This is a genomic window from Streptomyces niveiscabiei (assembly GCF_001419795.1).
Taxonomy (GTDB): Bacteria; Actinomycetota; Actinomycetes; order Streptomycetales; family Streptomycetaceae; genus Streptomyces; species Streptomyces niveiscabiei.
The window spans coordinates 1-7,720 of sequence record NZ_LIRL01000194.1 but is presented as its reverse complement, the minus strand read 5'-3'; the positions used below and the strand labels follow the sequence as shown (position 1 = coordinate 7,720).

Genomic DNA, 7,720 nt, shown 5'->3' with positions numbered 1-7,720 from the left:
GGAGACGAGGTGGAAGGACGCTGAGTTGTGGCGCCGGGTGGTGACTCCCTCTGGTGGGAGTCGGCGTACGGGGACTCCCACCAGAGGGAGTCCCCACCCGGCGCCACAACTCAGCGGCCGTCCAACTCGGCCCCAGGCTCAGGCCCAGGCCGTCACCAATCGACGGCCTTCGTTGCTCCGCCGTCGCCCCGCTCTTACCGCACCCGAGGAGGTGGCACCCCGTGACCCAGCCCGTCCGTATCCCCGCCGACGTCGAGCGGGACGACACCGTCCTGGCGCAGCTGACCGCCCGCCAGCTGTTGATCCTCGCCGTGACCGGCATCGTCCTCTACACCGCCTGGTCCGCCGTACGCGCCTTCGTCCCCGTGCCGGTGTTCCTGATCCCCGCGATCCCCCTCGCGGCCGGCGCCACCTTCATCGCCCTCGGCAAACGCGACGGCCTCCCCCTGGACCGACTGCTCCTGGCCGCCGTACGCCAACGCCTCACCCCCAAGCTCCAGGTCGCGGCCCCCGAAGGCATCCATCCGGCACCGGCCTGGCTCGCCGGCCGCGCCACGCCGTACGACGGACAAAAGCCCCCGGCCCCACTACGGCTGCCCGCCGAAAGCGTCACGGAAGCCGGGGTCATCGACCTCGGCACCGACGGCATCGCCGCCATCGCGGTGTGCGGGACCGTCAACTTCGCCCTGCGCACCCCCGCCGAACAAGACGCCCTGGTCGCCGGGTTCGGCCGCTACCTCCACTCCCTCACCACCCCCGCCCAGATCCTCGTCCGCTGCCAGCGCCTCGACCTCACCGCCCAGATCGACGAGCTGCGCCAGCGAGCCACGTCGCTCCCGCACCCGGCGCTGGAGGCCGCCGCCCGGCAACACGCCGACTTCCTCGACCAACTCGCCGCCGACAGCGACCTGCTCGCCCGACAGGTCCTGCTCGTCCTGCGCGAACCCGTCCAACCCGACGCACCGTCGCCTCTCACCCGTGTGCGCAAGGGCCCTGGTCGTGAGGGCGTGGTGGATCCGGCTGCCCGGCGTGCGGCCGAGGCCCGTCTCGTCCGCCGGGTCCAGGAGGCCGCCGGGCTCCTCGGGCCGCTCGGGGTCCCGGTCACGTTCCTGAACGCCGGACAGGCGACCGCGGTCCTGGCCTCCGCCTGCGACCCCGGCAACCTCCTGCCCGCGCACGCACCGCTCGCCGGAACCGACGACATCATCACCACCGGCACAGACGGGCCGCCGCAATGAGCCGGCATCCTCAACGCTCGGGCAGCGGCGGGCAGTTCGCCCCGGACGCAATCGCCGTAGCGCCCCGGCACCTGGAGGTCGGCGGCGACTGGACCGCCTCGTTCGCGATCACCGGCTACCCCCGCGAGGTCCAGCCCGGCTGGCTCCAGCCCCTCCTCACCCACCCCGGCCGCGTCGACATCAGCCTGCACATCGAACCCGTCGACCCGGTGGCCAGCGCCACCCATCTCAAACGCCAGCTCGCCTGCCTGGAGTCCGGCCGACGCCACGACTCCGAGCACGGCCGCCTCCCCGACCCGTACGCCGAAGCCGCCACCGAAGACGCCCACGACCTCTCCGCCCGCGTCGCGCGGGGCGAGGGCAAGCTGTTCCGCCTCGGCCTCTACCTGACCGTCCACGCCGCAAGCCGCGAGGAACTCGCCGACGAGACCACCGCCGTACGGGCCCTGGCGGCCAGCCTCCTCATGAACGCCCAGCCCACCACCTACCGCACCCTCCAGGGCTGGATCACCTGCCTGCCGATGGGTCTCGACCGCATCCGCATGCGCCGCACCTTCGACACCGCCGCCCTCGCCGCCGCGTTCCCCTTCACCAGCCCCGACCTCCCCACCGGCCCCACCCCCGCCGGCGTCCTCTACGGCTACAACCTCGGCTCCCAGGGCCTGGTCCACTGGGACCGCTTCGCCCTCGACAACCACAACTCCGTCGTCCTCGGCCGCTCCGGCGCCGGCAAGTCCTACCTCGTCAAGCTGGAGCTGCTGCGTTCGCTGTACCGGGGCATCGAGGCGTACGTCATCGACCCCGAGGACGAATACACCCGCCTCGCCGGCACGGTCGGCGGCAGCACCCTGCGCCTCGGCGCCGAGGGCGTCCGCCTCAACCCCTTCGACCTGCCGATCAACACCCGCCCCGACGGACGGCGCACCGCCCCCAAAGACGCCCTCACCCGCCGAGCCCTCTTCCTCCACACCCTCACCGCCGTCCTCCTCGGCGCCCAGCTCCCGCCCGAACAGCGGGCCGTCCTGGACCAGGCGATCGCCACCACCTACCAACACGCGGGCATCACCACCGACCCACAGACCTGGACCCGGCCCGCACCCCTGCTCGCCGACCTCGCCCACGCCCTGCGCCGTACGAAGAACCACACCGCCGCAGACCTCGCGGCCAGATTGCGTCCGTTCACCGAGGGCGCGTTCTCCGGCCTGTTCGCCGGCCCCACCGCCGTCCGCCCCGAGGGCCACCTCGTGGTGTTCTCCCTGCGCGACCTCGCCGACGAACTCAAATCCGCCGCAACCCTGCTGACCCTGGACACCGTCTGGCGGCAGGTCTCCCGCCCCGCCGTACGCCGCCCCCGCCTCGTCACCGTCGACGAGGCGTGGCTGCTGATGAAGTCGCCGGCCGGGGCCGAGTACCTGTTCCGGATGGCGAAGGCGTTCCGCAAACGATGGGCCGGACTCACCGTGGCCACCCAGGACACCGGCGACCTCCTCGCCACCGATCTCGGCAAGGCGATCGTCGCGAACGCCGCCACCCAGATCCTCCTGCGCCAGGCCCGCAGGCCATCGACGAGATCACCCAGGTGTTCGACCTCTCCGAGGGCGAGCGGCAGTTTCTCCTGACAGCCGACCGCGGCCAGGGACTCCTCGCCGTCGGCACCCACCGCGTCGCCTTCGAAGCCGTCGTCTCCCCCACCGAGCACCACCTCATCACCACCGACCCCGCCGAACTCGCCGCCCACGCCGAACAGACCGGGGGCGAGCAGGACGTGTTCTTCGCCCCCGCTCACGAGGACGCCCCACCCGGCCCCGGCGACGAGATCGACCTCGGCATCGAGTGAACGGCTGCGCGTGAGTACTCGGTCCAGCCGCAGTCGCATTCTCGACGGTCACACAAGATCGCCCGACTGCCCTTTCTGTCTAGATCATCGCGTTGAAGTTGATCTGTGATGCATGCCACCTTGCGCGATCCAGGCACTTGGCGCCTTATGTGTATTTTGCGAGTGATTCATTTCGCCCGAATCGATGTAACTTCATCGATCTCATGGAATTTTCACAAACGGACCACAGAGTTCCGACCTTGAAACCTCGACGTGCCCGCCTCCTCGGAGGGATCGCGGCACTCACCTCGCTGACCCTTCTCGGCGCGGCATCCCCCGCACTGGCGGCAGACGTCGTGCCGGCCGTACCGGAGAACTCGTCCGCGCCGATCGGGGCAGCCGTCACCGAGGCCGTCACCCCCGAGGCGGCGATCGTCGCCGCGCAGGCGGGCAACCGGAGGGTGGAGGTGCTGGAGCGTCGTACCGAGTCCTCCACCACCTGGGCAAACCCTGACGGAACCCTTGTCACGGAGCTGAGCTCCGGGCCCGTCAGGATGCTCCGGGACGGCAACTGGGTGGACGTGGACGCCACGCTGACGCGGCGCCCGGACGGCAGTGTGGCGGCCAAGGCACACCCGCAGGAGCTGAGGCTCGCCGGAGGCGGGGGTGTACGGGCGAGTTCTGTCACTGCCGCAGCTGCCGCGCCGGACTCGGCCAACCGTGATCTGGTCACGCTCGGCATGGGAAGCCGGCGCATGGCCGTGCAGTGGAAGGGCGGGCTGCCCGCTCCGGCCGTCGCCGGTCACCAGGCCGTCTACCAGCAGGCGGTACCCGGTGCCGACCTCGTCGTCGACGCCACCCGCGACGGGTTCGAGCAGTTCCTCGTCCTGAAGGACCGCCCGGCTCAGGACAAGGCGCCGTGGACTGTTCCGCTGACGCTCCCGGGTATCGACGCGGCACAGCAGGAGGACGGCTCGGTCTCCCTCAAGGACCGCAAGTCGGGTGAGGAACTCGGCATCATGCCCGCTCCGCTGATGTGGGACGCGCAGGTCGACCCGCGCTCCGGAGAGCACACCCACTCCGTGCGGGTACCCATGACGGTGTCCCAGCAGGGCGACACCGTGGAGCTCACTCTCGCTCCGGATTCGCGTTTCCTGTCCGACCCCGGCACCGAGTACCCCGTGACGATCGACCCTGCCACGGACGCGCTCGGCACCCTCTTCGACACCTTCGTCCAGGACGGGGACACGACCGACCAATCCGCTTCGACAGACCTGAAGCTCGGCTGGCCCGGCGATTACGCGGACACGGCGAAGACCCGTAAACGCGTCGCCCGTTCCTACCTGACGTGGGACACGTCGGTCTTCGCCGATGCTCTGGTCAGCAGCGCGAAGCTGTCGCTGTACAACTACCACTCCTGGTCGTGCGAAGCCCGGCCGTGGGAGGTGTGGTCGGCGGGCGATGCCGACGCCGACACCCGTTGGGGCAACCAGCCCGCGCGCCTGCAGAAGGTCGCCACCTCGACCGAGACGCGCAGCGGTACCTGCAAGACCGCGGGATGGGTCAGCGCGGACGTCACATCGCTGGCCCAGACCTGGGCCAGCGCGAAGGCCGAGACGGGAAGCATCGCGCTCAAGGCCGCCGACGAGTCCGACACCTACGCCTGGAAGCGTTTCTATTCCTCGGAGTCGACCGCCGAGCAGATTCCGCAACTGACCGTCAGCTACAACTACCGCCCGCGGGCGGGTAACAACCTCCAGGCCGGTCCCCCGTTCTTCACCCAAGGCGGGATCTACCGGGTCAACTCCACTACCCCCACCCTCCGCTTCACCCCCGAGGACTCCAACAACGACGACTCGGTGCGCGGCACCTACCAGATCACCGACACCACCACGGGCAAGGTCGTCACGAGCCTGGTCGCGGACCCCGTACCCGTCGGCGAGACCTCCAAGGTCGTCGTCCCCGCGGGCAAACTGCTCGACGGCAGGACGTACTCCTTCCGCGCCACGACGGACGACGGCACGCACTGGGCCAACGGCTGGTCCGAGCCGGTGACGTTCACCGTCGACTCAGGGATGCGCATCACGCCGGAACTGAAAGCGCTGTCCGCGGTCAACACCGTTCTGGACGCCGCCGACGTGACCCCGGCCACCACCAGCGACAGCACGTACGCCGCCATCGCGGCGAACGGCACCAACACGGTGGGCGTCCCCTGGTCCACCGCCGACGGCATCAGCGTCCAGTCCACCGAACGCGGCACGGTGGGAGTGGGTCTGCCCGTCGCACAGCCGCGCGGTACCGCTCTGAACGGCAACGTCGTCTACGCCGACCCCGACGGTCCCGTCGACACCGTAGCCCAGCCGACCATGGAAGGCGGCGTCCGCACCTTCCAGGTCATCAAGAACGCCACCGCACCACACGACTACACCTCGGCCATGCGGCTACCCAAGGGGGCAAGGCTCACCGCCTTCGACCGCGGCACCATCCTGATCTCCTCCGGCACGGACGACGACCCGGTGGTCCACGGCCTCATCGACGCCCCTTGGGCTCGTGACGCGAACGGCAAGGAAGTACCCACGTCGTTCCGCATCGACGGCGACAAGCTCATCCAGACCGTCGAATTCACCGCCGCCACCGCCTTTCCCGTCGTGGCCGACCCCAAGATCAGCCTCGGCTGGGGCATCTACCTCAGCATGACAGGCGCTGAATGGAAGGCGTACGGCCAGATAGCCGTCGCTGCCGGCTGGGGCTCCTGGCTGTACAGCTGCACGGCGGCCAAACTGCCCGCGAAGATCACCGGCCTCGCGAAGATGGTCTGCGGCGCCGTGGGACTCAACGCCTGGACGAACGTCGGCAAGTGGCTCAAGCACGTCCGCGACTGGAATCTGTCGGCTGTGGGCTGCTACCAGATCAAGATCTGGCCGTTCAACAAGAAGTTCACCAGGCTCAGCATGAAGAACTGCCGCTAGCGGCAGTCGTCCGAGAGGCTTCTCCCCATGTCCGTACGTACGCCCTGGTGGCTGAACCTGATCGCCCTCGTCGCGGCGATCGCACCCTGCGCCGCCCTCGGCCTGCCGTGGTATGCCGCTGCCGTGGCCGCCCTGGCAACCGGAATCATCGCCGACCGGGTCTGGGAGGCGATCCTCCGACGCCGAGGACATGACCAAAAGACCACCGGAGGGCAGCGGTAGCCGATCGCGGCCCCGTGCCGACCGGCCGTACGAGCCGCATCTCCAAACCCGCCCCCGCCTTGTCACCCGGTTCTGGAGGCTGACGGCCAACACAGTCGAGGACGCAGCAGGGAAAACATGCAGGGCCTGAAGCCTTCACACACGTCTCGTTGACACGGTGGCCGCTCCTGATCCGTCAGGGGCGGCCACCGCTGTTTTCGTTGGGCTCCGTGGGTCGACCCACGGAGCCCAACGCGTTCCCGATCACCGCCGTCCGCGCGGACAACCTGCGCGCTCTGGAGGCCCGTTCGCCATGCTCAGCGCTCGTACTGTGAGTTCGCCTCGGCCTTCGGCCCCGGCCGACAGCGGCTCACCGCTGAAGGACTACCTGCGCGACCCCGCCGGTACCGTCCGCTCCTTCCTGGACCACTTGACGAGTTGGGCCGCAGCCTGGGGACCAGTCGTCGGTCCAGTTCTGGCGATCGCCGCCGTTCTGCTGGTGTGGGCGCGCTGGTGGTGGCGCCGCCGCTGCCGCCGCGCCCTCGCGGACGGTGCCCGTCTGATCGCCGTGCTCCCGCCGCCGGCCGTCGACCCGTCGGGCGCCGAGGCCCTGTGGGCGAACCTCCTCGGCCTGCTGCGCCCGGGGTGGCGGCGTCGCCTCACCGGCCAGCCCCATGTCGCGTGGGAGTACGTCTTCGACCGGGAGACGATCCGCCTGCGTCTGTGGGTTCCTGGGACCGTCCCCCAGGGGACGGTGGAACGGGCCGTCGAGGCCGCGTGGCCGGGTGCTCACACCCGCACCACCCCCGTATCCGTCACCCAACAGGTCGACACCGAGTCGGCGGGCGGTGAGATGCGGCTCGCCCGCGCCGAGGCCCTCCCTGTGCGCACCGCCTTCCCCGTCGACCCGGTCCGCGCCCTCCTCGGCGCCCCCGCCGGGCTCGGCCGCGGCGAGGAGGCCGTCGTCCAGATCCTCGCCCGCCCGGTCACCGGCCACCGGGTGAAGAAGGCGCGGCGTGCGGCCCGCCGTTTCCACGCCGAGCAGTCCACCCACCTGCCCGGCCGTCTCCTCGACCTGCTCGCTCCCGGCCCGCACCACCGTGCCCCCACCGTACGGCCGGTGATGGACCGCCAGACGGCGTTGAGTACCGCAGCGGAGGACCGGGCGATCGTGTCGAAGGAGCGCGGCGCGTCGTACGAGACCCGGATCCGGTACGCCGTCACCGCCATCGTCCCCGAAGAGCTCGACGCGAAGACCCGTGCGGTGACGCGGGACCGGCTGCGGGGGCGGTGTCATGCGATCGCGTCGGCGTTCGCCGCGTTCACCGAGCACAACTACTACCGCCGCGCCCGCATCCGCCGTCCCGCCCTGCGGGTAGCCGAACGGCGCCTGGGCAAGGGTGACTTGCTGTCGCTGCCCGAGCTGGCGGCGATCGCGCACCTGCCGTGGGACGAGGCGATCCCCGCCCTCCCCCGCGCGGGCGCCGGCGCCCGCG

6 protein-coding genes are annotated in these 7,720 nt (G+C 70.6%); all 6 read left to right on the top strand.

Translation table 11 applies throughout. The annotated features are described in order from the left end of the window. The first annotated feature begins 221 nt into the window (after positions 1 to 221). Positions 222 to 1,238, top strand: coding sequence for a PrgI family protein (locus AOK24_RS11035; RefSeq protein ID WP_055719888.1), 1,017 nt, complete (start codon positions 222 to 224; stop codon positions 1,236 to 1,238). Then, positions 1,235 to 2,857 (top strand): VirB4 family type IV secretion system protein, encoded by a 1,623-nt coding sequence (locus tag AOK24_RS11030; protein WP_240553810.1) that lies wholly within the window; start codon positions 1,235 to 1,237, stop codon positions 2,855 to 2,857. The genes AOK24_RS11035 and AOK24_RS11030 overlap by 4 nt, the downstream gene beginning before the upstream one ends. Further along, complete coding sequence (locus AOK24_RS50450; protein WP_240553808.1) at positions 2,818 to 3,075, top strand: hypothetical protein; 258 nt, start codon at positions 2,818 to 2,820, stop codon at positions 3,073 to 3,075. The genes AOK24_RS11030 and AOK24_RS50450 overlap by 40 nt, the downstream gene beginning before the upstream one ends. A gap of 1,160 nt (positions 3,076 to 4,235) precedes the next feature. Continuing rightward, positions 4,236 to 6,023 (top strand): DNRLRE domain-containing protein, encoded by a 1,788-nt coding sequence (locus AOK24_RS11025; protein WP_409123987.1) that lies wholly within the window; start codon positions 4,236 to 4,238, stop codon positions 6,021 to 6,023. Positions 6,024 to 6,050: 27 nt separating this feature from the next. Then, positions 6,051 to 6,245 carry a hypothetical protein gene (locus AOK24_RS11020; RefSeq protein WP_055719886.1) on the top strand — a complete coding sequence of 65 codons (195 nt, stop codon included), beginning with the start codon at positions 6,051 to 6,053 and terminating at the stop codon, positions 6,243 to 6,245. 310 nt (positions 6,246 to 6,555) lie between these two features. Further along, positions 6,556 to 7,720, top strand: a 1,165-nt coding sequence (locus AOK24_RS11015) for a DUF8128 domain-containing protein (RefSeq protein ID WP_478078764.1), incomplete at its 3' end; no start/stop codon positions are given.